This is a genomic window from Microbacterium sp., assembly GCF_041909575.1.
GTDB lineage: Bacteria > Actinomycetota > Actinomycetes > Actinomycetales > Microbacteriaceae > Microbacterium.
Window position 1 is genome coordinate 1 of the sequence record NZ_JAYRDE010000059.1, and the last position, 901, is coordinate 901.

Annotated in this window: 1 pseudogene; it reads left to right on the top strand. The window is 66.1% G+C overall.

What is annotated here, in order from left to right:
- Positions 1 to 901: pseudogene (locus ACE3O1_RS09565) on the top strand (alpha-1,4-glucan--maltose-1-phosphate maltosyltransferase); the annotation flags it as partial.

A 901-nucleotide genomic window follows, 5' to 3' on the forward strand; every position in this document is an offset into this window, starting at 1 on the left:
TCTCGCGCTCAACGCCTCCCCCGACCATCCGTGGGTCATCGAGCACCCGGAGTGGTTCGTGACGCTCCCCGACGGATCGATCGCCTACGCCGAGAACCCGCCGAAGAAGTACCAGGACATCTATCCGGTCTTCTTCGACACCGATCCCGCGGGTGTCTACGCCGAAGTGCTCCGGGTCGTGCGGCACTGGATCGCGCAGGGCGTCACGATCTTCCGCGTCGACAATCCGCACACCAAGCCGCTCGAGTTCTGGGAGTGGCTGATCGCCACGATCAACGCAGAGCGCCCGGATGTGGTGTTCCTGGCCGAAGCCTTCTCCCGGCCGGAGGTCATGCAGACCCTCGCGAAGGCCGGATTCCAGCAGAGCTACTCGTACTTCACCTGGCGCAACACGAAGAAGGAGCTCGAGGAGTTCTTCTCGTCGATCGCCACCGAGACGGCCGACTTCATGCGGCCCAACCTCTTCGTCAACACGCACGACATCCTCACCGAGTACCTGCAGTTCGGCGGCCGGCCGGCCTTCGCGATCCGCGCGGCGCTGGCTGCGACGGCCGCGCCGACGTGGGGTGTCTACGCCGGCTACGAGCTGTTCGAGAACGTGGCGCGCCCGGGCTCGGAAGAGAACATCGACAACGAGAAGTACGAGATCAAGGTGCGCGACTGGGAGGGCGCCGAAGCGCGCGGCGACTCGCTCGCACCGTGGCTGCGACGCCTGAACGAGATCCGCCGTGACCACCCGGCCCTGCGCCAGCTGCGCAACCTCACCATCCACTGGAGCGACGACGACGCCATCCTCGTCTTCGCGAAGCACCTGGCGGGCGAGCTGTCGCCGACGGGACGCAGCGACACCATCATCGTCATCGCCAACACCGATCCGCACTCCGTGCGGCAGACGATGGTG